22 protein-coding genes are annotated in these 21,278 nt (G+C 71.9%); 11 read left to right on the plus strand and 11 right to left on the minus strand.

Annotation, left to right across the window (positions count from 1 at the left end; all coding sequences use genetic code 11):
• Positions 1-5 precede the first annotated feature (5 nt).
• From JHE00_RS25325 to folP, 5 genes are all read left to right on the plus strand, one after another.
• Positions 6-302, plus strand: coding sequence for a sarcosine oxidase subunit delta (locus JHE00_RS25325; protein ID WP_200322522.1), 297 nt, complete (start codon positions 6-8; stop codon positions 300-302).
• Positions 299-3,073, plus strand: coding sequence for a 2Fe-2S iron-sulfur cluster-binding protein (locus JHE00_RS25330; protein WP_200322524.1), 2,775 nt, complete (start codon positions 299-301; stop codon positions 3,071-3,073). Before JHE00_RS25325 ends, JHE00_RS25330 begins: the two co-directional genes overlap by 4 nt.
• Positions 3,066-3,695 carry a sarcosine oxidase subunit gamma gene (locus JHE00_RS25335; RefSeq protein ID WP_200322526.1) on the plus strand — a complete coding sequence of 210 codons (630 nt, stop codon included), beginning with the start codon at positions 3,066-3,068 and terminating at the stop codon, positions 3,693-3,695. Before JHE00_RS25330 ends, JHE00_RS25335 begins: the two co-directional genes overlap by 8 nt.
• 7 nt (positions 3,696-3,702) lie before the next feature.
• The gene (locus JHE00_RS25340; RefSeq protein ID WP_200322528.1) at positions 3,703-6,183 is read left to right on the plus strand and encodes a GcvT family protein; all 2,481 of its coding nucleotides are present in this window, start codon (positions 3,703-3,705) and stop codon (positions 6,181-6,183) included.
• A 138-nt stretch (positions 6,184-6,321) separates the two neighbouring features.
• Positions 6,322-7,155: a dihydropteroate synthase gene (gene folP, locus JHE00_RS25345; RefSeq protein ID WP_307832098.1), complete on the plus strand. Its 834-nt coding sequence runs from the start codon at positions 6,322-6,324 to the stop codon at positions 7,153-7,155.
• Between the two features lie 16 nt (positions 7,156-7,171).
• Here the strand turns inward: folP and JHE00_RS25350 are convergent, their stop codons facing one another.
• Positions 7,172-7,837, minus strand: a complete 666-nt coding sequence (locus tag JHE00_RS25350) for a GntR family transcriptional regulator (protein ID WP_200322532.1) — start codon at positions 7,835-7,837, stop codon at positions 7,172-7,174.
• A gap of 71 nt (positions 7,838-7,908) precedes the next feature.
• Between JHE00_RS25350 and JHE00_RS25355 the strand changes: the two genes are divergently transcribed.
• Together JHE00_RS25355 and purU are read left to right on the plus strand one after the other, a co-directional pair.
• A complete protein-coding gene (locus tag JHE00_RS25355) occupies positions 7,909-9,282 on the plus strand; it encodes an L-serine ammonia-lyase (protein ID WP_200322534.1) in 1,374 nt (457 codons plus the stop codon).
• A 10-nt stretch (positions 9,283-9,292) separates the two neighbouring features.
• Positions 9,293-10,141 (plus strand): formyltetrahydrofolate deformylase, encoded by an 849-nt coding sequence (gene purU, locus JHE00_RS25360; RefSeq protein ID WP_200322536.1) that lies wholly within the window; start codon positions 9,293-9,295, stop codon positions 10,139-10,141.
• Positions 10,142-10,266: 125 nt separating this feature from the next.
• Here purU and JHE00_RS25365 read toward each other — a convergent pair whose 3' ends face one another.
• From JHE00_RS25365 to JHE00_RS25380, 4 genes are all read right to left on the minus strand, one after another.
• On the minus strand, positions 10,267-10,476 hold the full coding sequence (locus tag JHE00_RS25365) for a DUF2795 domain-containing protein (protein ID WP_200322538.1): 210 nt from the start codon (positions 10,474-10,476) through the stop codon (positions 10,267-10,269).
• Positions 10,477-10,486: 10 nt separating this feature from the next.
• Positions 10,487-10,903: a CBS domain-containing protein gene (locus tag JHE00_RS25370; RefSeq protein ID WP_200322546.1), complete on the minus strand. Its 417-nt coding sequence runs from the start codon at positions 10,901-10,903 to the stop codon at positions 10,487-10,489.
• A 122-nt stretch (positions 10,904-11,025) separates the two neighbouring features.
• Positions 11,026-11,235 (minus strand): DUF2795 domain-containing protein, encoded by a 210-nt coding sequence (locus tag JHE00_RS25375; RefSeq protein WP_200322548.1) that lies wholly within the window; start codon positions 11,233-11,235, stop codon positions 11,026-11,028.
• Between the two features lie 80 nt (positions 11,236-11,315).
• On the minus strand, positions 11,316-11,714 hold the full coding sequence (locus tag JHE00_RS25380; protein WP_200322550.1) for an NUDIX hydrolase: 399 nt from the start codon (positions 11,712-11,714) through the stop codon (positions 11,316-11,318).
• 104 nt (positions 11,715-11,818) lie between these two features.
• On the opposite strand from JHE00_RS25380, the gene JHE00_RS25385 reads away from it, so the two are divergent.
• From JHE00_RS25385 to JHE00_RS25395, 3 genes are read left to right on the plus strand one after another with little or no spacing between them, the layout of a single operon-like run.
• Entirely contained in the window at positions 11,819-12,355 is a 537-nt protein-coding gene (locus JHE00_RS25385) for a (2Fe-2S)-binding protein (protein ID WP_200322552.1), read from the plus strand.
• Positions 12,342-13,331 carry an FAD binding domain-containing protein gene (locus tag JHE00_RS25390; protein WP_200322554.1) on the plus strand — a complete coding sequence of 330 codons (990 nt, stop codon included), beginning with the start codon at positions 12,342-12,344 and terminating at the stop codon, positions 13,329-13,331. The genes JHE00_RS25385 and JHE00_RS25390 overlap by 14 nt, the downstream gene beginning before the upstream one ends.
• The gene (locus JHE00_RS25395; protein ID WP_200322556.1) at positions 13,328-15,535 is read left to right on the plus strand and encodes a xanthine dehydrogenase family protein molybdopterin-binding subunit; all 2,208 of its coding nucleotides are present in this window, start codon (positions 13,328-13,330) and stop codon (positions 15,533-15,535) included. Before JHE00_RS25390 ends, JHE00_RS25395 begins: the two co-directional genes overlap by 4 nt.
• 11 nt (positions 15,536-15,546) lie before the next feature.
• On the opposite strand, the gene JHE00_RS25400 is transcribed toward JHE00_RS25395, so the two are convergent.
• Positions 15,547-16,215: a DUF6226 family protein gene (locus tag JHE00_RS25400; RefSeq protein WP_200322558.1), complete on the minus strand. Its 669-nt coding sequence runs from the start codon at positions 16,213-16,215 to the stop codon at positions 15,547-15,549.
• A gap of 201 nt (positions 16,216-16,416) precedes the next feature.
• On the opposite strand from JHE00_RS25400, the gene JHE00_RS25405 reads away from it, so the two are divergent.
• Positions 16,417-17,154 (plus strand): D-Ala-D-Ala carboxypeptidase family metallohydrolase, encoded by a 738-nt coding sequence (locus JHE00_RS25405; RefSeq protein ID WP_200322566.1) that lies wholly within the window; start codon positions 16,417-16,419, stop codon positions 17,152-17,154.
• Between the two features lie 360 nt (positions 17,155-17,514).
• Here JHE00_RS25405 and JHE00_RS25410 read toward each other — a convergent pair whose 3' ends face one another.
• From JHE00_RS25410 to JHE00_RS25430, 5 genes are all read right to left on the minus strand, one after another.
• Positions 17,515-18,393: an RNA polymerase sigma-70 factor gene (locus JHE00_RS25410; RefSeq protein WP_200322568.1), complete on the minus strand. Its 879-nt coding sequence runs from the start codon at positions 18,391-18,393 to the stop codon at positions 17,515-17,517.
• Positions 18,390-18,968, minus strand: coding sequence for a carboxymuconolactone decarboxylase family protein (locus JHE00_RS25415; protein WP_200322570.1), 579 nt, complete (start codon positions 18,966-18,968; stop codon positions 18,390-18,392). Before JHE00_RS25415 ends, JHE00_RS25410 begins: the two co-directional genes overlap by 4 nt.
• A 100-nt stretch (positions 18,969-19,068) precedes the next feature.
• A complete protein-coding gene (locus JHE00_RS35960; protein WP_200322572.1) occupies positions 19,069-19,944 on the minus strand; it encodes a CPBP family intramembrane glutamic endopeptidase in 876 nt (291 codons plus the stop codon).
• Complete coding sequence (locus JHE00_RS25425) at positions 19,941-20,507, minus strand: hypothetical protein (RefSeq protein WP_230424927.1); 567 nt, start codon at positions 20,505-20,507, stop codon at positions 19,941-19,943. The genes JHE00_RS35960 and JHE00_RS25425 overlap by 4 nt, the downstream gene beginning before the upstream one ends.
• 10 nt (positions 20,508-20,517) lie before the next feature.
• Positions 20,518-21,123, minus strand: a complete 606-nt coding sequence (locus JHE00_RS25430) for a TetR/AcrR family transcriptional regulator (protein ID WP_200322576.1) — start codon at positions 21,121-21,123, stop codon at positions 20,518-20,520.
• Positions 21,124-21,278 lie beyond the last annotated feature (155 nt).

Raw genomic sequence — 21,278 nt, forward strand, 5'->3', positions numbered from 1 at the left:
CCGCCATGCAACTCATCCACTGCCCGTGGTGCGGCCCCCGCGAGGAGGTCGAGTTCCACTACGGCGGCCAGGCCGAGCTCGCCTACCCGGAGCGGCCCGCCGAACTGTCCGATCAGGACTGGGCCGAGTACGTCTTCTACCGGGACAACCCGAAGGGCCCGTTCGCGGAGCGCTGGAGCCACAACGCGGGGTGCCGCCGCTGGTTCACCGCCGTGCGCGACACCCGCACCTACCGGTTCCTGGGCACCGCCAAGCCAGGGGAGCCGTTGCCGGTCACGCAGCAGCGGGAGGCGCGGGTATGAGCAGGGTCCACGGTTACGGGCGCGTCGAGACCGGCCGCACACTCACCTTCACCTTCGACGGCCGCACCTACACCGGCCACCCCGGTGACACGCTCGCCTCGGCGCTGCTCGCCAACGGCGTGCATCTGGTCGGCTCCAGCGTCAAGCTCGGCCGCCCGCACGGCATCAGCGCCGCGTGGACCGAGGACGCGACCGCGCTGGTGCAGATCGAGCGGCCGTTTCCCGAGCCGATGCTGCAGGCCACCACGGTGGAGCTCGTCGACGGTCTGGTCGCGCGGGGCCTGCGCGGGCAGGGGCGGCTCGCCAGCCTCGCCGATCCCGCGCGCTACGACCGGCAGCACACCCACACCGACACGCTGGTGATCGGCGCCGGCCCGGCCGGGCTGCTCGCGGCGCTCGCGGCCGCGCGGGCAGGCGAGGACGTGGTGCTGGTCGACGACCGGTCCTGTGCCGGCGGCGCACTCACCGGCACGGAGGTGGTCGACGGCCGTCCCGCGCTGGAGTTCGTCGCCGACGTCGTGGAGGAACTGGCCCGGCTCGGCGTGCGGCACCTGCAGCGCACCACGGCGTTCGGCCAGTACGACGACGGGTTCGTGCTCGCACTCCAGCGGCGGACCGATCACCTCGGCGCCGCCGCGCCCGCGCACCGCGGCAGGCAGCGCGTGCACCGGATCCGAGCGCTCAAGGTCGTGGTCGCCACCGGCGCGCAGGAGCGGCCGATCGTGTTCGCCGACAACGACCGGCCCGGCATCATGCTGGCCGCCTCGGCGCGGGACTACCTGCACCGCTACGGCGTGCTCGCGGGCCGCGAGGTCGTGGTGTTCACCTCCGACGACGCCGCCTACGCCGCCGCGCTCGACCTGGCCGGTGCCGGGTCGGAGGTCACGCTGCTCGACGTCCGCGACGCGCCTCCGCGCGAGTGGGCGGCCCGCGCCGCCGACGCGGGCGTCGCGGTGCACGCCTCGGCCGTGGTCACCGGAACCGAGGGCGAGCAGCGGGTGCGGGCCGTGCTCGCGCGCACCGTCGACGGCGGGATCCGCCTGCCCGCCGACCTGCTGCTGGTCTCGGGCGGCTGGAACCCGGTGGTGCACTTGTTCAGCCACGCGCGCGGCGCGCTGGCCTACGATCCGGAGCTCGGCTCGTTCCGGCCCACGTCCTCGCTGCCCGGCGTCACCGCGATCGGTGCCGCCAACGGAACCCTCGACCTCGCCGGGGTGCTGCGCGACGGCGCGGGACCCGACGCGCCGGTGGCGGGTCCGGAACCGGCGCGCACGCCGACCGGGATCGTATGGCGCACCGAGGGCGATCCGGACCGGCAGTTCGTCGACATCCAGCGCGACGCCACCGTCACCGACATCGGTCGCGCCGTGGGCGCCGGGCTGCGCTCGGTGGAGCACGTCAAGCGCTACACCACCATCGGCACGGCGCACGACCAGGGCAAGACCTCCGGTGTGCTCGCCTCGGGCATCACCGCCGAACTGCTCGGCGCGCGCATCGAGGACCTCGGCACCACCACCTACCGGCCGCCGTACACGCCGGTCGCGTTCGCCGCACTCGCCGGGCGTTCGCGGGGCGAGCTGTTCGATCCCGTGCGCACCACGCCGCTGCACGAGTGGCACGTGGCGGCCGGCGCGGTGTTCGAGGACGTCGGCCAGTGGAAGCGGCCCCGCTACTACCCGCGGCCGGGCGAGGACATGGACACCGCGGTGCTGCGCGAGTGCGCGGCCACGCGCTCGGGTGTCGGCATCCTCGACGGGTCCACGCTCGGCAAGATCGACGTGCAGGGCCCGGACGCCGGAGTGCTGCTCGATCGCTTGTACACCAACATGATGAGCACGCTCAAGGTCGGCAGGGTGCGCTACGGCGTGCTGTGCGGCAACGACGGCATGGTGCTCGACGACGGGACCGTGCTGCGCATCGACGAGCACCGCTACCTGCTCACCACGACCACCGGTGGCGCGGCGACCGTGCTCGACTGGATGGAGGAGTGGCTGCAGACCGAGTGGCCGGAGCTGCGCGTGCACCTGACCTCGGTGACCGAGCAGTGGTCGGTGTTCCCCGTCGTCGGACCCCGCTCGCGCGAGGTCGTCGGCGAGGTCTTCGCCGACCTCGACGTCGGCAACGACGCGTTCCCGTTCATGGCGTGGCGCGACACCACGCTCGACGGCGTGCCGGTGCGGGTCGCGCGGATCTCGTTCTCGGGCGAACTGGCCTACGAGGTCAACGTCTGCTCCTGGTACGCGCCCGCGCTGTGGACGAGGCTGCTCGCGGCGGGACAGCGGCACGGGATCACGCCGTACGGCACCGAGACCATGCACGTCCTGCGCGCCGAGAAGGGCTACCCGATCATCGGGCAGGACACCGACGGCACGGTCAGCCCCCAGGACCTCGGCATGAGCTGGGTGGTGTCGAAGAAGAAGGACGACTTCGTCGGCAAGCGCTCGTTCTCGCGGCCGGAGAACCACAACCCGCTGCGCAAGCAGTTCGTGTCCCTGCTGCCCGTCGACGGCCGCACGAGGCTGCCCGAGGGCTCGCAGATCGTGGAGCTGTGCGACGACGGGCTGCCCGAGCCGCCCGTGCCGATGCTCGGGCACGTCACGTCGAGCTACCACAGCGCGGAGCTGGCGCGGCCGTTCGCGCTGGCCCTGGTGAAGAACGGCCGCGCCCGCATCGGCGAGCTGGTCGACGTTCCCGTGGACGGCGCGCTCGTGCGGGCACTCATCGGCGACACCGTGCTGGTCGATCCGGAAGGAGCACGCCGCGATGGCTGACACCCTGTTCCGCACCCACCCGCTGGCGCACCGCCGCGCGGCACTGGCCGAGCTCTCCGCGGCGGTGGGCGGGCTGAGCGTGTACCCCGAGGACGAGGTCGCCGCCGTGGACCTGCGGGTCGGCCCGGTGGGTCCGGGCGGCGACGCACTCGGCCGCGCGCTCGGCACGGCACTGCCCGCCGAGCCCAACACCTGGACCCACACCGCCGATGGCCAGCTGATCTGGCTCGGCCCCGACGAGTGGCTGCTCACCAGCGCGGGCGGCGACCCGGCCGAGCTCGAGCGCGAGCTGGGCTGGGTGGTCTCCGCCTTCGACGGCGCCGCCGTCGACGTCTCCGCCCAGCGCACGAGCCTGCGCCTGCGCGGGGAGCTGGCCAGGGAGCTGCTGTCGCTGGGCTGCTCCCTTGATCTGCGCCCGACGGCGTTTCCGGCCGGTACCTGCGCGCAGACCCACGTCGGCCAGACCGTGGTGCTGCTGCTCGCGCTCGGCGCCGACGACTTCCGGCTGTTCGTCCGGCAGTCCTTCGCGGGCTACCTCGCCGACTGGGTGCTCGACACCGCCGAGGAACTCCGCGCCGCTCCCTGCCATCCCGCAGCTCTCGCGAACCTCAGTGAGGAGTGATCCTTTCATGAGCACGACCCCCCGCGTTGTCATCATCGGAGCAGGGATCGTCGGCGCGAACCTCGCCGACGAGCTCACCGAGCGCGGCTGGACTCAGGTCACCGTCGTCGACCAGGGCCCGCTGCCACTCACCGGAGGCTCCACCTCGCACGCCCCTGGCCTCGTCTTCCAGACCAACGGGTCCAAGACGATGACCGAGTTCGCCACCTACACGATGGAGAAACTGCGCGGTCTCGACACCGAGGCGGCCGGCGGCTGGTCCTTCAACCAGGTCGGTGGCCTGGAGATCGCGACCACCCCGGAGCGGCTGGCCGACCTGCACCGCAAGCACGGCTGGGCGCTGTCGTGGGGCGTGCCCGCCGAGGTGGTCGACCCCGCGCGCTGCGCGCAGCTGCATCCGTTGCTGGACCAGGACACGGTGCTCGGTGGCCTGCACACGCCCACCGACGGCCTGGCCAAGGCATCCCGCGCCGTGGTCGCGCTGGCCCGGCGCGCCGAGTCGCGCGGCGCCGTGTTCCGTGGTTCCACCCAGATCACCGCCGTGCTGCAGCACGGCGGCCGGGTGAGCGGGGTGCGCACCGACGCGGGCGACGAGATCGCCGCCGACATCGTCGTCTCGTGCGCCGGGTTCTGGGGCCGCGCCGTCGGTGAGCTGGTGGGCATGCGCGTGCCGCTGCTGCCACTGGCTCACCAGTACGCCCGCACCGGGCAGCTCGCCGAGCTCGTCGGCCGCAACGACGAGCGGATCGAGGCGCGGCTGCCGATCCTGCGGCACCAGGACCACGACCTGTACTACCGCGAGCACAACGACTGTCTCGGCATCGGCACCTACGCCCACCGCCCCATGCCGGCGCGGCTGGGCGACCTGCCCGAGGTCGACGACCGCGGCATGGGCGAGCACGCGATGCCGTCGATGCTGCCGTTCACCGAGGAGGACTTCGCGCCGTCCTGGGAACACAGCAGGGACCTGCTGCCCGCGCTGCGCGAGGCCAAAGTGGAGTCCGGCTTCAACGGGGTGTTCTCGTTCACCCCGGACAACGGCCCGCTGATCGGGGAGTCGCCCGAGGTCGCCGGGTTCTGGGTCGCCGAGGCGGTGTGGGTGACGCACTCGTCGGGTGTGGCGAAGGCGGTCGCGCAGCTGCTCGTCGACGGCCGCAGCGAGGTGGAGCTGCACGGCTGCGACGTCAACCGGTTCGACGAGCTCCAGACCACCGACGCGTACGTGGACGAGACGGCGCAGCGCAACTTCGTGGAGATCTACGACGTGCTGCACCCGTTGCAGCCCAAGCTCTCCCCGCGCGAGGTGAAGGTCAGCCCGTTCTACGCGCAGCAGAAGGAGCTCGGCGCGTTCTTCCTCGAGGCGCACACGTGGGAGCGGCCGCACTGGTACGAGTCCAACGCGCGGCTGGTGAAGGACCTGCCGCCGGAGTGGCAGCCGCCCTCGCGCGACGCGTGGTCGGCCATGTTCCACTCGCCGATCGCGGCGGTGGAGGCGTGGAAGACGCGCACCGCGGTGGCGCTCTACGACATGACCCCGCTCAAGCGGCTCGAGGTCTCCGGGCCGGGCGCCACGGAGTTCTTGCAGCGCCTCGCCACCGGCAAGATGGACAAGTCCGTCGGCTCGGTGACCTACACGCTGCTGCTCGACCACGCGGGCGGCGTCCGCTCCGACGTGACCGTGGCCCGCCTGGACGAGAGCACCTACCAGGTCGGCGTGAACAGCAACCTGGACCTGGACTACTTCCTGCGCCAGGCGCCGGACGACCACAGCGTGCAGATCCGCGACATCACCGGCGCCACCTGCTGCGTCGGGGTGTGGGGACCGCTGGCCCGCGACCTGGTGCAGCCGCTGTCCGGCGACGACTTCTCGCACGAGGCGCTGAAGTACTTCCGGCTCGCCCACGCCCACATCGCGGGCATTCCCGTGACCGCGATGCGACTGTCCTATGTGGGCGAACTCGGCTGGGAGATCTACACGAGCGCCGAGTACGGCCACAAGCTGTGGTCTGTGCTGTGGGAGGCCGGGCAGCCCCTCGGCGTCGTCGCGGCGGGACGCGCGGCGTTCAACAGCCTGCGCCTCGAGAAGGGCTACCGGGCGTGGGGTTCGGACATGACCACCGAGCACGACCCGTACGAGGCCGGGCTCGGCTTCGCGGTGAACAAGAAGAAGACCGGCTACGTCGGACACGACGCGATCGCCGGGCGGGAGCAGCGGACCCCGGCGCGGCGGCTGGCCTGCCTCACCGTCGACGACGGGCGCAGCGTGGTGCTCGGCCACGAACCGGTGTTGCTGGACGGCGAGGCGGCCGGCTACGTCACCTCGGCCGCGTTCGGCCACACCATCGGCAGGCCGATCGCCTACGCCTGGCTGCCGTCCTCCGCGGTCGAGGGCACGTCGGTGGAGATCCAGTACTTCGACCGGTTGGTCCGGGCCACCGTCACCGCCGAGCCGCTGGTCGACCCCGACATGACGCGCATCCGCCGCTGAAGGGGGCCGAAGGTCATGCGCATGGACGCCATCGAGACCTGTCCGGAAGACCCCGCCGCCCGGACTCCCGTACCGGGCGGCGGGGCGCCCCGCGGCTCCGCTCTCGCGCCGCATCCTCGACCCCGCCAGGAGGTCACCGTGACCGCCCCGCTCGCGGGTGTCCTGCCGGTCCGTGTCACCGCGGCAAGGCCCCTGGTGTGCGGGATCGTCAACGTCACGCCGGACTCGTTCTCCGACGGCGGTGCGTTCGGCGGACACGAGGCGGCCGCCGGGCACGCGCTGCGGCTGATCGACGAGGGTGCCGACCTCGTCGACATCGGGGGAGAGTCGACCCGGCCGGGAGCTCATCCGCCGTCGGTCGCCGAGGAACTGCGCCGCGTGGTGCCGGTGCTCGAGCGGCTGGCGCGCAGGACGACCGTTCCGCTGTCCGTCGACACCTCACGGCCGGAGGTGATGCGCGCCGCGGTGGCCGCAGGGGCGCGGCTGGTCAACGACGTGCGGGCGTTGCGCTATCCCGGCGCGCTCGACGCGGCCGCGGAGCTGGGGGTGCCGGTGGTGCTGACGCACATGCTGCGGCCGCCCCACCTGATGCAGCGGGGTCCCGCCTACACCGACGTGGTGGTCGAGGTCATGCGGTTCCTGCGGGAACGGATCGAGGTGTGCGCCGCCGCGGGTATCGACCGCGAGCACGTGATCGTCGATCCGGGATTCGGCTTCGGCAAGACCTTGGAGCACAATCTGGAGCTCCTGCGCTCGCTGCCGGTGTTCACCGGGCTGGGCGTGCCGGTGCTGGTGGGCCTGTCGCGCAAGGCGATGCTCGGTCAGCTCACCGGGCGGCCGGTGGAGCAGCGGGGGAGCGCGTCGGTGACGGCCGCGGTGCTCGCCGCGCAGCGGGGTGCGCGGGTCGTGCGGGTGCACGACGTGGCGGCGACGAGGGACGCTCTCGATGTGCTCGCGGCCGTGGGGTGGTGACGTGCGGCGCGGGCGCTCAGATGATCGCGCGGATCGCCGTCTCGAAGCCCGTGACGTGCTCGCGGGCGAGCTGTGCGGCCTCGTCGCCGTCGCCGTCCGCGATCGCCCGCAGCAGTCCGATGTGCTCGCCGATGTGCCGGTCGAAGTGCGTGATCCGGTCGAGGAACAGGCAGAAGATCCTGGTGGCGAGGTTGTTGTAGCGCACGAGGGTGTCCTCGAGATGCGGGTTGCCCGCGGCGCGGTAGATCGCGCGGTGCACCCGCAGGTCCCAGTGCATCAGGTCGGTGCGGTTCAGGGTGTGCACGTCGGTGTGCTGGATTCGCTCGGCGAGCTCGGCCAGACCAGCGCGCACGGCGTCGCCCGAGGTCTCGGCCGCGCGGCGGGCCGCGAGCGGCTCCAGCTGCACGCGGATCTCGGAGACGTAAGCCAGGTCGGTGATGTCCACGCCGGTGGCGAAGGTGCCGCGACGCGGATAGGAGATCACCAGGCGGTCGATCTCGAGGCGCTTGAGTGCTTCCCGGACGGGCGTGCGGCCCATGTCGAGCGACTCCGCCACCGCGAGGTCGTCGATCGGGGCCATGGGCGGGATGTCGAGCATGATCAGCCGGTCCTGGATGGCGGCGTAGGCGCGGTCGGCCAGCGAGGCCGGCGGCTGCTCGAGCTCGTGGGATGCGACGGTCACCCGCCCATCCTACGTCCTGAAATCCGGAGCGACAGACACTGTCGCCGATTGATATATTAGGCGGGCGTCTCATGACCATCTCCGTGTTCGACCTGTTCAAGGTGGGGATCGGACCGTCGAGTTCGCACACGGTCGGCCCGATGCGCGCGGCGTACGAGTTCGTCGGCAGGCTCACCGACAGCGGCCGGCTCGTGCGGACGGCGCGACTGCGCTGTGAGCTGTTCGGCTCGCTCGGCGCCACCGGTCACGGCCACGGCAGCGTCAAGGCCGTCGTGCTCGGGCTCTCCGGCGAGCAGCCGTACCTGCTCGACCCGGTGGCCGCCGATCCCGCGATGGCCGCGGTGCGGGAGACGGGACGACTGAGTCTCGGCGGCAAGCACGAGATCGGCTTCTCCGTCGACGACGACGTCGTGCTGCACCGGCGCAAGCGGCTCGACTTCCACAGCAACGGCATGCTCTTCACCGCCGTCGATGCCGAGGGCTTCCCGGTGGATCGCCGCGAGTACTACTCGGTGGGCGGCGGCTTCGTGCTCGACGAGGACGACGCGGGCCGTCCCGTGCTGGTCGAGGACCCGACCCCGGTCCGCCACCCGTTCACCACCGGCGACGAACTGCTGGCGCTGACCGCCGGCACGGGGCTGCGGATCAGCGACATCATGCTCGCCAACGAGCTGGCATGGCGCGCGGAGCCGGAGATCCGAGCCGGACTGCTGCACATCTGGTCGGTCATGCGCGAGTGCGTCGAGCGCGGCACCCGCACCGGCGGGACGCTGCCCGGCGGGCTCAGGGTGCGCCGCAGGGCAGCCGCGCTGCGCGAACGGCTGGAGTCCGGAATGGATGATCAGGATCCGTTGCACGCCATGGAATGGGTGACCCTGTTCGCGCTCGCGGTGAACGAGGAGAACGCGGCGGGCGGGCGCGTGGTGACAGCGCCGACCAACGGGGCGGCCGGCATCGTGCCCGCCGTGCTGCACTACGCCGCCCGGTTCCTGCCGGGGTTCGGCGACGACCACGTGGTGCGCTTTCTGCTCACCGCGGGCGCGATCGGTCTGCTGTTCAAGGAGAACGCGTCGATCTCCGGTGCCGAGGTGGGGTGCCAGGGGGAGGTCGGCTCGGCCTGCTCGATGGCCGCGGCAGGGCTCGCCGAGGTGCTCGGCGCGACGCCCGAGCAGGTGGAGAACGCCGCCGAGATCGGGATCGAGCACAACCTGGGACTGACGTGCGATCCGGTGGGCGGTCTGGTGCAGATCCCGTGCATCGAGCGCAACGCGGTGGCCTCGATCAAGGCGATCACGGCGGCCCGGCTGGCGGTGCGGGGCGACGGCGCCCACCACGTGTCGCTGGACAAGGCCATCAAGACCATGCGCGAGACAGGCGCCGACATGAAGGACAAGTACAAGGAGACCGCCCGCGGCGGGCTGGCTCTCAACATCGTCGAGTGCTGAGGAGATCCCCGTGAGTGACACCTGCACCCTCACCCTGAGCTGTCCGAACCGCACCGGCATCGTCCGGGCGGTCAGCGGCTACCTGTTCGAGCAGGGTTGCGACATCGACGAGCACCGGCAGTTCGACGACGCGGCGCGCGAGAGGGTGTTCATGCGCACCCAGGTCAGCGCGCCCGACGGCGTGGACCTCGACCGGCTCGCCGCCGACTTCGCCCCGGTCGCCTCCGAGTTCCAGATGACCTACGAGTTCAGCGCCGCTCGGAGCGCGCGGATCCTGGTCATGGTCTCGAAACTCGGGCACTGCCTCAACGACCTGATCTTCCGCTGGCGGGCGGGCAGTCTGGGCGCCGACATCGTCGCCGTGGTGTCCAATCACGAGGACCTGCGCCCGATGGCGGAGTCGGCGGGCCTGCCGTTCGTGCACGTGCCCGTGAGCCCGGCGACGAAGGAGACCGCCGAGGCGCGCCTGTTGCGACTGGTGGAGGAGTACGACGCGGAACTCGTGGTGCTGGCGCGCTACATGCAGATCCTGTCCGACGCCACCAGCAAGGCGCTGCACGGGCGCGCGATCAACATCCACCACTCGTTCCTGCCCGGGTTCAAGGGGGCCAAGCCCTATCACCAGGCCTACGAGCGGGGCGTCAAGCTCGTGGGAGCCACCGCGCACTACGTGACGTCCGATCTGGACGAGGGACCGATCATCGAGCAGGAGGTGATCCGCATCGACCACACCTACGACCCGCGCGCCCTGCAGACCGTGGGCCGCGACGCTGAGGCGCTCGCGTTGTCGCGGGCGGTCCGCTGGCACTGCGAGCGCCGCGTGCTGCTCAACGGACACAGCACTGTCGTGTTCCCCTGAAGGGCGCCCACCGACGGGCAACGACGGTCACCGCGGGGTCAGCGATATCGCCGGGCACCGGCTCCCAGCGCCGACACGAGAAACCCGGGCCGGTGGCGTCCACCGGCCCGGGCTGTCGTCGAAGGTCAGCTCAGCGCGTTGTCCGGGCTCTGCGGCACCGCGGCCTCGACGTCGTCGTTGTTGGCGTAGGTGCCCTCCGGCAGGGCACGCAACGCCGCGAGGGTCTTCTCCCCGGCGTCGCGGGTCTGGGCGTACTCCAGGATCTCGCGCTTGTCCGCGGGAAAACGCAGTCCCTGCAACGCTTTCTGGGCTCGGAGATCGTCGCGTGTGGTCACCGGCTGCTCCTCAGCTCTCGGCGAGGGTCTCGACGAGCTCGCCGACGCGGTGCTCCGGCAGCGTCCGCGCGACGTCGGCCAGCGCGATCATGCCGACCAGCCGGTCGCCGTCGATCACCGGCACCCTGCGCACCGCGTGCCTGCTCATCGTGGCCAGCACCTCCTCGGCCGGGTCGTCGGCGCCTACGGTGACAGCCTCGCTCTGGTTCAGGTCGCCCGCGGGGAAGGTGCCCGCGTCGCGGCCCTTGGCGACCACCTTCGTGACCAGGTCGCGGTCGGTCACCACGCCCTTGATCTTGGAATCCTTGCCACAGATGGGCAGAGCTCCGACACCCTCACCGGCCATGATCCGCGCCGCGTCGGCGGCGGTTGCGTCGGTGGCCACCACGGTGGGGTTCGGGTTCATGATGTCGCGTGCGGTGGTCATCGGGTCAGCTCCTCGTCCTTGCGTCCGTACGGGTTTCGGCACCGCGATCGTGGTGTGGTCCAGGGCTGCCCAGCACGCACCGACGGCAAACGCGCGGAGACGCTCCACACAGGAACGAGTGGTCAGGACGAGTCGCCCGGAGCCAGCTCCCCGCACGCGGTCACCACGGCACCGGAGTCGGTGTAGCGGCGCCGGGGCAGCGCGGACAGGTGCCCCAGCACGTCGTCGTCGGCACCGGCCGCCGCGGCCTGGCGCACGAGATCGCTGTGGTCGCAGGGAAACTCCACTCCGGCGATGGCCGTGTGGAGGCGGTGCCAGTTCGGGGCGGTCATCGAGGTCGGCTCCCTTCGGGGTGACTCGGCGCCCGCCGTGTTCCCGCCGCCCGCGCGGGGGTAAACCCGCCCGGCGCTCGTCAGCTGAGCAACCCGCTCCCGTGAAGGTGGTCGAACACGACCCGGTTGACGGCCGAGACCCGGTCGCGGTCGGCGAAGGTCAGCCACGCCAGCTCCGCGATCTCACCGCTGGGCGAGGGCGTGCCCCGGTGGTCTGCGGTGTAGCACGTCACGCGCACCACGGCACCGTCCGGTGTGCCGTGAGCGGCCGCCTCGAACGTGCCGACGTGTGTCGCGGTGCTGGTCTCGATGGTGACGGCCAGCTCCTCGTGGATCTCCCTGGCGAGCGTGTCGAGGTCGGTCTCGCCGGGCTCGCGCTTGCCGCCGGGAAGGTAGAACACGTCCTTGCCGTGCGAGCGGGCGCCCAAAATCGCGCCGTCGGAGATCTGGATCCACGCGATCTTGTCGATGGTCGTCACGCCTCGAGTACACCAGGCCGTGCGGTCGGGAATGTCGGCCCCCACCACAGGTGACCTCGTGCGTTCGGGGTGTAACGAAACTCGGGTGGTCGCGACTGAGAGCCATGACCTCCACGCCGGACGTTCCCCCGGCGCCGCCACAGTCCGATCCGGGCGCCGCCGAGATCACCACCGCGTTCACCGTCAACGGCACACCGCGCACGGTCGGGGCCGACACCCGTGTCACGCTCCTGGACGCCCTCCGCGACCGGCTCGGGCTCACCGGCACCAAGAAGGGCTGCGACCAGGGTGCGTGCGGAGCGTGCACCGTGCACGTCGACGGCAGGCGCGTGCTCGCGTGTCTCATGCTGGCGGCCCAGTGCGACGGCCGGGAGGTGACCACGATCGAGGGTCTGTCCCGCGAGGGGCGGCCCCATCCCATGCAGGACGCGTTCGTCCGGCACGACGGTTTCCAGTGCGGCTACTGCACTCCCGGCCAGATCATGTCCGCGGTGGCGCTGCTGCGGGAGGGCCGTGCGGGCACCGACGAGGACATCCGCGAGTTCATGAGCGGCAACCTGTGCCGGTGCGCCGCCTACCCGAACGTCGTGGCCGCGATCAAGGACGTGGCGCGGGAGGGAGGCGACCATGCGCACCTTTGAGTACGTGCGCCCGGACGGAGTGCCCGGCGCGCTCGCCGCGCACGCGGGCGACGCGGCCACCGCCTTCCTCGCGGGCGGCACGACCCAGCTGGACCTGATGAAGGACGGCGTGCTCGAACCGGCCCGGCTGGTGGACATCAGCCGCCTGCCGATGCGGGGGAGCACCACCACCGGCGCCGCGCTGCGGGTCGGCGCGCTGACGACGATGGAGGAGCTGGCCACCGACCCCACGGTCGAGCGGCGACTGCCGCTGGTGCGCGAGGCGCTGCTGCTCGGCGCGTCCGTGCAGCTGCGCAACATGGCCACGATCGGGGGCAACCTGCTGCAGCGCACGCGCTGCCGGTACTTCCGCGACCCCGCGGTGCCCGCGTGCAACAAGCGTGCGCCGGGATCCGGGTGCGCCGCCGTCACCGGCCCGGCCAGGATGCACGCGATCCTCGGCGTCAGCGAGCGCTGCATCGCCCTGCACGCCTCCGACGTCGCGGTGGCGCTGGTCGCGCTCGACGCCGTCGTCGAGATCGAGGGCCCCGGGGGCGCGCGCCGCGTCCCGCTCACCGAGTTCTATCTGGAGGCGGGCGGACGACCGGAGGTCGAGCACACGCTGGAGCACGGCGAGCTGATCACCGGCGTCGAGATTCCGCTGCCGCCCGAGGGCACCCGCTCCGGCTACCTCAAGGTGCGTGACCGGGTCTCCTACGAGTTCGCCCTGACCTCGGCCGCGGTCGCGCTCCTGATCGAGGACGGCGTGGTCCGCGACGCACGGATCGGGCTCGGCGGAGTCGGCTCGACACCGTGGCGCCCGCGCGCCGCCGAAGCCGTGCTGTCCGGCGCGCCCGCCACACCGGAGGTGTTCCGGGAGGCGGCCGACGCCGCCGTCGCGGGGGCCTGGACGGTGCCGGGCACGGAGTTCAAGGTCGAGCTGGCCCGGCGGACACTGGTGCGCCAGCTGCGCACCGTCGCGGAGGTGACCCGATGAGCACCGCGGAGGACCTGCCCGTGCTCGGCGCGCCCGTCGACCGGGTGGACGGCCCGCTGAAGGTCACCGGGCAGGCGCCCTACCCGTCCGACGTCGACCTGCCCGGCCAGGCGCACGCCGCACTGGTCCAGAGCACGATCGCGGCCGGCCGGATCACCGACCTCGACACGACCGAGGCCGAGAAGGCGCCCGGTGTGCTGGCCGTGCTGACCCACCACACCGTCCCGCGGCTGCCCCGGGGGCCCATGACGAGCCTGGGGGTGTCGCCGCCCGCGCCGCTGCAGGACGACCGCATCCGGCACCACGGCCAGCACGTGGCGCTGGTGGTCGCCGAGAGCCGCGAGCAGGCCACCGCGGCGGCGCGGCTGGTCCGGGTCGAGTACGCGCCGGCCGACCCGGTCCTCGACTTCGACGACCCGCGCGCGGTGTCCGTCGACGACCCGTGGGGCCTCGACAGCCACCGCGGCGACGTCGATGCCGGGCTGGCCTCGGCCGACGTCACGGTCGACGCCGTTTACACGACCCCGGACAACACCAACAACCCGCTGGGCCTGTTCAGCACGCTCGCCGCGTGGGAGGGCGAGCGGCTCACCGTGTACGACGCGACCCAGTGGCCCGCGATGGTGCGCGAGACCCTGGCCGAGGTGTTCGGGGTGCCGGAGGTGTCGGTGCGGGTGCTCAGCCCCTTTCTCGGCGGCGGGTTCGGCGCGGGGCTGCGGGCGTGGCCGCACGTGATCCTGGCGGTGCAGGCGGCCAGGGACGTCGGGCGGCCCGTCAAACTGGTGCTGACCAGGCCCCAGATGTTCACCTCGGTCGGGCACCGGCCGAAAGGCGTGCAGCGCGTCCGCCTCGGTGCCACCGCGGACGCCACGCTCGTGGCGATCGAGCACCACAGCACGTCGCTGCTCGCCGTGGAGGACGACGACTACGAACCGTTCGCCGCCGGTTCCGCTGTCGCCTACGCCTGTCCCCACGTGGTGACCGCGGATCGGCAGGTGCGCGCCAACGTCCCGGCGCCGGTGTCGATGCGGGCTCCGGCGCACGCACAGGGCAACTTCGCGCTCGAGTCCGCGATGGACGAACTCGCGTGTGCGCTGGACGTGGACCCGCTGGAGCTGAGGCTGCGCAACCACGCCGACGTTCATCCCGCGCTGGGCCTGCCGTGGTCCAGCAACGCGCTGCGCGAGTGCTACGCGGTCGGGGCCGAGCGGTTCGGCTGGTCGCGCCGCCCGGCACGGCCTCGCTCGCGGCGCGACGGGCACTGGCTCGTTGGCCAGGGCATGGCCGGGGTCAGCTATCCCTGGTACCAGGCGCCGAGCCTGGCGAGGGTGACCGTCACCGCCGACGGCGGCGCGACGGTGGCGAGCTCGGGCATGGACATCGGCACGGGCACCTACACGGTGCTGACACAGCTCTGCGCGCACCTGCTCGGCCTTCCCCTCGAGCAGGTGCGCTCGGATCTCGGGGACTCCGATCTGCCGGAGGCGCCGCAGGCGGGCGGCTCCGGGCTGACCAGCGCCCTCGGCTCGGCTGTGGCCGATGCGTGCGAGCGGTTGCTCGGCGCGCTGCTCGAGCTCGTGCGCGACGACCCCGAATCGCCGTTGCACGGCAGCGATCCCGAGGACGTGGTGGCCGCGGGTGGTGGGCTGCGCAGGCGCGGGGACCCGGGCCGGGGCGAGACCTACGCGGCGATCCTCGCGCGGCACGGCAGGCCGCAGCTCGGCGCCGACGGCGCCAGTACGCCCGCGCAGCCCACGGAGCTGGGCATGGCCCTCGCCGGCGCCTTCGGTGCGCATTTCGCCGAGGTCCGGGTCGACGAGGATCTCGGCCTCGTCCGGGTATCCCGGGTGACGACGGTGATCGACGGCGGCCGGATTCTCAACGAGAAGACCGCGCGCAGCCAGGTCATCGGCGGTGTCATCGGCGGGATCGGGATGGCGGTGTTCGAGGACACGATCACCGACCCCACCACCGGCCGGATCGCGAACGCGACCTTCGGCGACTACCTCGTGCCCGTGCACGCCGACGTCCCCGACCTCGACGTGACCTTCGTCGGTGAGCCGGACCGGGCCTCCGCGCTGGGCGTCAAGGGGGTCGGCGAGGTCGGACTGGTCGGGGTCGCCGCCGCGATCGCCAACGCCGTCCATCATGCCACCGGAGTCCGCGTGCGGTCGCTGCCGATCACCCTGGATGCGTTGCTCTGACGGGATCGCCGTCAGCCGAGCCACGCGCGGCTGACGAAGGCTTCGGCGCCGAGGGGCAGGCGCACGTTCTCGTCCGCCGCGAGTCCGCGGCAGAGCGCCATCAGGCTGTCGTGCTCCGGCGCCGTCCCGGCTCCGCCGGAGCTCTGCCCTCCGGGATGCCACCGCGCGTGCCAGTCCGCACCTCGCAGCAGTACGAGAGGTCCATCGAGGACGGTGCCGATCGTGTCGTCGATCTCCGCCAGCAGCGCGGCCGAGCCGTCGTCACAGGCGTCGCATCCGCACGCTGGCAGCGCCGTGAGGGTGAGGTCGGGCCTGGCGAGCCCGAGGTGCAGCACGGCCAGCGGTATGTCCCTTTCGGACATCGGCACGTCGCGTTCGAGCAGCAACAGGGGCAGGGTTCCGGGCTGGTCCGAGGTGATGCGGGTCCCGCGGGTGAACCGGCCGGACCCCGCGTCGACGGGGCCGAGTGGTTCCACGTCGATGCCGGGCAGCTCGCCGAGGCGCAGGGCCCAGACGTGGGCGCGGGCGTGCACGACGCGGTACCCGGCGGGATCGGTGACGCGCGAGTACTCGTCGTGGTGGGGCCCGGATCCGTCCTCGTGCGGATCGGGCCACGAGGGGCTTCCGGGGCGGTCGTAGCTCGCCGTCACCCGCCGCCGTAGCTCGTCCAGCGTCACCATCGCCGCCACGGTAGCCGGGGCACGGCACGGGCGACACGCCCATAAGGCGTGCCGGTTGTCAAGGGTTGTTCAGTTTAGTCCGGTCGGCCGGGTGGCTTCGGCCGAACCAGGTCTTTTTCCGGTTGGTTATTGACGAACACGCCGGAGGCTGGCGATCCTGCGGCGTCACCACCTTCCCTGCTCGAAAGGTGTTGTTCCGTCATGAGATCCCGTCTCCTCCTCGCGGTGTTCGCGCTCGTCGCCGTCTTCGGCGCCGCGCCGGCCTCCGCCGATCCCGCGCCCGCGGCCTCCGCGAGCGATGCCTGCTTCACCTGGGACCGCGAGCTGTCGGAGGGCGCGTCCGGCGCCGACGTCCGCCAGTTGCAGATCCGGGTGGCCGGCTACCCCGGCACCGGCTCGGTGCTCGCGCTCGACGGCGAGTACGGTCCCGCGACCAAGGCCGCCGTGAACCGTTTCCAGGATGCCTACGGCCTCGGTGGCAACGGCGTCGCGAACCAGGCCACCTTCGACAAGATCTACGCCCTGCAGGACAACGACTGCACGCCGGTGAACTTCACCTACGGCGAGCTCAACGGCTGCAACTCCAACTGGTCGGGCGGCAACGTCTCGGCCGCCGAGGCCAAGGCCAACGCCCTGGTGTCGATGTGGAAGCTGCAGGCGATGCGCCACGCGATGGGCGACCAGCCGATCGTGGTCAACGGCGGCTTCCGCAGCGTCGCGTGCAACGACGCCGTGGGCGGCGCACCCGCCAGCAGGCACCTCTACGGTGACGCCGTGGACCTGGGCGCCGGTTCGCAGGGCTTCTGCGCGCTCGCGCAGCAGGCGCGCGAACACGGTTTCCGCGAGATCCTCGGCCCCGGCTACCAGGGCCACGACGACCACGTGCACGTCGCGCACCGGAGCAGCCAGTTCTGGTCCGCTCCCAGCTGCGGCATCTGAGGTCGGCTCCCCGGTGCGCTCCGGCGCACCGGGGAGTGTCCCGTGTGGAGTGAACGACGGTTCGGTCTGAACGGGAGACCCGGTGCCGAGAACGGCCGGGCAGAACGAGGCACCGCGTCGCGAGCCGCGACGCGGTGCTGACGCACGTGGTGCGCGGCGTCGGCGTCGGGCCCTTCGGCCGCCACTACGCCACCACGGACGCGCTGTTCCCGACGTGCTCGCCGCCAGCGGTCTGGAGAACCGCGCTCGCGGGTTCACCGCCGATGGTGGCCGCAGACGCACTCCGCGCGCGCCGGGGTCGAGACGTCGGTGTCCGTGCGCCCGGACGTCGCCTGAGCACCGGCGCGCGCGGAGCGGGCCTCAGCGCGTCAGCTCGGCCACCTCGTCGAGCCGGCGCAGCTTCTCCGGGTTGCGGATCGCGTAGAGGCGGCTGATCCGGCCGTCCTCGATCACGAAGGCCACGGCCGTCTCGAACTCGCCCGCCGGGTCGACCCTGGCCGCCATCCAGCCGTTGACGTGCAGGGTGGTGATCGGCGCCTCTGGCGCGAACTTGGCGAAGTTGGCGAGCAGCGTCGCCGCCAGTTCCGCGCCCACGATCGGACGCCGCGCCGCGGCCGCCAGCCCGCCGCCGTCGGCGACCACGACGACATCGGGGGCCAGCACGTCCATCAGCCCCCGCACGTCCCCCGTGGACAGTGCGGCGAGGAAGCGCTCCACGACCCGCTGTTGTTCGGCGCGGCTCACCTCCATCCGAGGGCGCCTCGCGGCGACGTGCTTGCGGGCCCGGTGTGCGATCTGCCGGACGGCGGCGCCGGACTTGCCGACCGTCTCGGCGATCTCGTCGTAGGGCACGTCGAACACCTCGCGCAGCACGAACACCGCCCGTTCGGCAGGCGCGAGCGTCTCCAGCACGGTGAGCATCGCGATCGAGACGCTCTCGGCGAGTTCCACGTCCTCGGCCACGTCGGGGCTGGTCAACAGCGGCTCGGGCAGCCACTCGCCGACGTAGGTCTCGCGGCGCCGAGAGACCGTCCGGAGCCGGTTCAGTGCCTGCCGGGTGACCATGCGCACGAGGTAGGCCCTGGGTTCGCGCACCTCGGCCCTGGCGGCGTCGCCGAGGCCGTCCCACCGCAGCCAGGTCTCCTGCACCACGTCCTCGGCGTCGGCGGCGGAGCCGAGCATCTCGTACGCGACGGTGAAGAGCAGGCGGCGGTGGGCGACGAACGGCTCGGCTGTCATGCGGGCGAGCGTACGGCGAGCGGGCGCAGGTCACAGGTGGCCGAGAACTCCTGCGACTCGATGCCGAACGCGGTGTTGGTCCGGCTGACCATGTTCCCCAGTGCCACGCACGCCGTCAGCTCCACCAGCGCCGCGGCGCCGAGCTGATCCAGCAGCCGGGCGGACAGCTCGTCGGTGACGGTCGGCGGGGTCTGCGTCATGGCCTCGGCGTAGGCGAGCACGTCGCGTTCCAGAGGCGTGAACACGGTCGACTCGCGCCACCGGGGCACCTCGCGGGCCTTGTCGACGTCGAGGCCCTGGTTGTGGGCCATGAAGTAGCCGAGGTCGAGGCAGAAGCCGCAGCCGACCAGCGACACGGCCGCCATGTGCGCCAGTGACTTCAGGTTCTCGTCGCACTGGTCGAACTTCTGCATCTTGCGGCCGACGGCGTAGCTGAAGCCGAGCACCTTCTTGTTGTGCCAGGTCACCGCCATCGGTTCGGGGACGGCGCCGATCATCTTGCGGCACATGCGTTTCACCAGCGCTCCGTAGAGGCCGGTGAGCTCCGCCTTGGGGATTCTTGTGGTACCGGTCATGGCTTCCTCCCAGGTCGGTCGGTGTCGGCATGCAGACACCGGCCGTCCGTTGGTTGTGACACCCGGAGGGACGTCGTGTCTCGCGGTGCACCGCCGGACTTCAGCCCTGGGTCGCGACGAGCAGTGCCGTGACCGCGCCGAGGTCGCCGAAGACGTGGATCACGAGGTTCCACGTCATGCCGCGGTTGCCCAGCATGGCCGCAGCGCAGACGAGGCCGTATACGGCGGTGGCGAGCACCCCGGTGAGGCCGCCGGGGCTGCCGGTGATGTGCCCGAGACCGAAGACGAGGCACGACATCACCACGGCAGTGCCGGTGCCGAGCAGCCGGCTCGCGGTCGCGATCAGGGCGTGCCGGTACAGCAGCTCCTCGCTCACCGCGTTGACGAGCGAGCCCGCGAGCATGACCGGCGCCCACGGGAGTACCAGCTCTACGAGTTCCACGCCCGCGAGGCCGGTCCCGGTGACCGCGGGGTCGGACAGAAACAGCGCCAGTACGGCGACGATCACCACCGGCCCGGCGAGTCCCCAGCGCAGGCCGGGAATCCCGGTGGGAGCGTTGAGCGTGCCGCGGCGCACGAGCAGGTCGTGACGGGACCACCGGTTACGCCGCGCGAGCACGACCAGCACCGCCACCGACGACAGCTTCATCGAGTTGACCACTAGGAATGCGACAGGAACGGCGACAGTGCCCAGCCACGTGCTCACCGCGGGCACGGCGGTGACCAGGGCCGAGACCCAACCGAACACCGACAGCGCCCCGAGCGCCAGTAGTGCGTCGGCGCTTGGGCGTTCTCGGCAGACCCGCGCCAGCGCGAACAGGACGACGGTCGCCGGCACGCCCACGCCTGCCTGGACCTGCCACGCGGGGGACACCTGCACCGCCACGCTGCCGGCCAGCGTCACGGCCACCCCGGTGGCCAGCGCTGCCAACGGGCCCGCGGCTGGTCGCGGCCGAGCCGGAGCGGGGGCGCTCACCGCGCGGCCCCCTCGTGCTCCGGCTCGCCCCGGCCGGCGAAAGCCGGACCGGCGAGGAACCAGCCCGCGGTGATGACACCGAGCAGCGCCAGTACGCTCCAGTACGGATGCCGCGCCAGCTCTTCGGCCGAGCCGGGTACCGGATCGCCCTCGACGGCTACGAGCACGAGGAGCAGCCCGGCGGCGATCGCCGCGGCTAGCACCACGCGCAACCATTCGCGCCAGAGCCCGCGAACCTCGGCGCGAGACCCCTTGGCCGGCTTGACCGGCGCGGGTCCGTCGGCGAAGCGGTGCCGGAACCGCGCGTCGGCCCAGGCGATCGTGGCGTGCCCGAAGGCGAGAGTGAAGCCGAGGTATACGGCAGCCAGCGCATGAGCCAGACTCGGGGCCGCTCCCTGGGCCAGGTCGGCGGCGACCAGCGTCACGAGTACCACGTCGACGAGGGGGACACCGCGCAGCAGCCAGATGCTCAGCCGCTCGCGGCGCGCGAGGTAACGCACCACCAGGCCGCCCAGTAACAGCACCCAGAACGCGGCCTCGGCCGCAACGATGGCGACGACCATAGCGGACTCCTTACTCTGCGGCATTTCGCATGTGGTGGCCGAACACAAAGGACTCCAGCAATGCGAAGGCGCGCTCGCGCGTGAGCAGCGCCGGCGCCGTCAGGAGCTCGAAGGTGAGACCGTCCACAAAAGCGTTGAGTCCGGCCGCGACCTCATCGTGGTCGGCGGTGGGGCAGAGGTGTCCGAGCTCGCCTAATCCAGTGACGACGTGGGTGAGGAACCGCCGCACCTCGGCCGCCTGCTCGGCCACGATCGCGGCGAGGTTCTCGTCGAACCGGGAGCGATGTACGAACTCCAGCCAGATCCGCAGCTCTCTGGTGGTGTCGTCGCGCAGCGGCATCAGCTCGGTCAGCATCGCCACCACCCTGGTCCGCACGTCGGGCTCGGCGGCGGCGCGGCGGACGCGCTCGCCGACTCGCTCCGACAGCGACCGGAGTGCGAACGCGTGCAGCTCGGCCTGGGTTCCGAAGAAGTGGCGGACGGAGCCGGTGGCGAGCCCGGCCTCGGCCGCCACCTTGCGGACCGAGGCGTCCTCCAGTCCGCCCCGTTCGAGGATCCGCCACACCGCGTCGACGATCTCGCGCCGCCGTGCCTCCTGATCGATGGTCCGTACCATGCCGTCAATCTAGCACACCTGTGCTGGTTTGCCTGACGTGAATACGCGCAGGTCTCGTCTAGTGCGAGTTGTGCAGTGGCGCTCGGCCATATTCGGCCATATGCAGTCGTCGTCGACGGGAAGTGGGAGTGATGGAAACGCGTGGATCCACGTTC

The organism is Prauserella cavernicola (assembly GCF_016595675.1).
In the GTDB taxonomy this organism is placed as follows: Bacteria; Actinomycetota; Actinomycetes; order Mycobacteriales; family Pseudonocardiaceae; genus Prauserella_A; species Prauserella_A cavernicola.

Excerpts from the sequence above, each read along its gene's own strand:
- JHE00_RS25325 (WP_200322522.1), top strand. The coding sequence starts at position 6 with ATGCAACTCATCCACTGCCCGTGGTGCGGCCCCCGCGAGGAGGTCGAG.
- JHE00_RS25330 (WP_200322524.1), top strand. The coding sequence starts at position 299 with ATGAGCAGGGTCCACGGTTACGGGCGCGTCGAGACCGGCCGCACACTC.
- JHE00_RS25335 (WP_200322526.1), top strand. The coding sequence starts at position 3,066 with ATGGCTGACACCCTGTTCCGCACCCACCCGCTGGCGCACCGCCGCGCG.
- JHE00_RS25340 (WP_200322528.1), top strand. The coding sequence starts at position 3,703 with ATGAGCACGACCCCCCGCGTTGTCATCATCGGAGCAGGGATCGTCGGC.
- JHE00_RS25355 (WP_200322534.1), top strand. The coding sequence starts at position 7,909 with ATGACCATCTCCGTGTTCGACCTGTTCAAGGTGGGGATCGGACCGTCG.
- JHE00_RS25370 (WP_200322546.1), bottom strand. The coding sequence starts at position 10,903 with ATGACCACCGCACGCGACATCATGAACCCGAACCCCACCGTGGTGGCC.
- JHE00_RS25375 (WP_200322548.1), bottom strand. The coding sequence starts at position 11,235 with ATGACCGCCCCGAACTGGCACCGCCTCCACACGGCCATCGCCGGAGTG.
- JHE00_RS25385 (WP_200322552.1), top strand. The coding sequence starts at position 11,819 with ATGACCTCCACGCCGGACGTTCCCCCGGCGCCGCCACAGTCCGATCCG.
- JHE00_RS25390 (WP_200322554.1), top strand. The coding sequence starts at position 12,342 with ATGCGCACCTTTGAGTACGTGCGCCCGGACGGAGTGCCCGGCGCGCTC.
- JHE00_RS25395 (WP_200322556.1), top strand. The coding sequence starts at position 13,328 with ATGAGCACCGCGGAGGACCTGCCCGTGCTCGGCGCGCCCGTCGACCGG.
- JHE00_RS25400 (WP_200322558.1), bottom strand. The coding sequence starts at position 16,215 with ATGGTGACGCTGGACGAGCTACGGCGGCGGGTGACGGCGAGCTACGAC.
- JHE00_RS25405 (WP_200322566.1), top strand. The coding sequence starts at position 16,417 with ATGAGATCCCGTCTCCTCCTCGCGGTGTTCGCGCTCGTCGCCGTCTTC.
- JHE00_RS25410 (WP_200322568.1), bottom strand. The coding sequence starts at position 18,393 with ATGACAGCCGAGCCGTTCGTCGCCCACCGCCGCCTGCTCTTCACCGTC.
- JHE00_RS25415 (WP_200322570.1), bottom strand. The coding sequence starts at position 18,968 with ATGACCGGTACCACAAGAATCCCCAAGGCGGAGCTCACCGGCCTCTAC.
- JHE00_RS25425 (WP_230424927.1), bottom strand. The coding sequence starts at position 20,507 with ATGGTCGTCGCCATCGTTGCGGCCGAGGCCGCGTTCTGGGTGCTGTTA.
- JHE00_RS25430 (WP_200322576.1), bottom strand. The coding sequence starts at position 21,123 with ATGGTACGGACCATCGATCAGGAGGCACGGCGGCGCGAGATCGTCGAC.